At 56.3% G+C, this 414-nt stretch carries 2 protein-coding genes; both read left to right on the top strand.

All coding sequences use genetic code 11. The annotated features are described in order from the left end of the window. Positions 1–304: YidB family protein (locus tag KIP88_RS46145; protein ID WP_214494673.1), on the top strand; the 304-nt coding region annotated here is incomplete at its 5' end. 23 nt (positions 305–327) lie between these two features. Beyond that, a partial coding sequence (locus KIP88_RS47770; protein ID WP_374226626.1) for a GlsB/YeaQ/YmgE family stress response membrane protein occupies positions 328–414 on the top strand: 87 nt, incomplete at its 3' end.

Below are 414 nucleotides of genomic sequence, written 5' to 3'. Positions count from 1 at the left end.
CCTCGGCAGCTTGAGCGGTGCCGCCGCCGGGGGTGGTGTTGGCGGCCTATTAGGCGGCGGACTGGGAGAGCTGCTGGATCGGTTCAAGCAGAACGGTCAAGGCGATGCGGCGGAATCTTGGATCAATAAAGGTCCCAATAAAGACCTACCCCCACCCCAGCTGAAGCAAGCCATTGGTACGGATGTACTGGCCGCGCTTGAACAACAAACCGGGTTGTCGCAGGAAGAACTCTTGGCGAGGCTATCCCGAGAACTCCCTTCGGCTATCGATCAATATACGCCCGACGGCCGTATCCCCGCCTAACAATCACCCCGAAGGAATATGACATGGGCATTTTGTGGACCATTATAATCGGATTTGTAGCGGGTGTGATTGCCAAATTCATCATGCCTGGAGACAATGAGCCGACCGGT

The organism is Bradyrhizobium sp. SRL28 (genome assembly GCF_018596315.1).
Taxonomy (GTDB): Bacteria; Pseudomonadota; Alphaproteobacteria; order Rhizobiales; family Xanthobacteraceae; genus Bradyrhizobium.
This window is presented reverse-complemented; position numbering and strand designations above follow the sequence as displayed.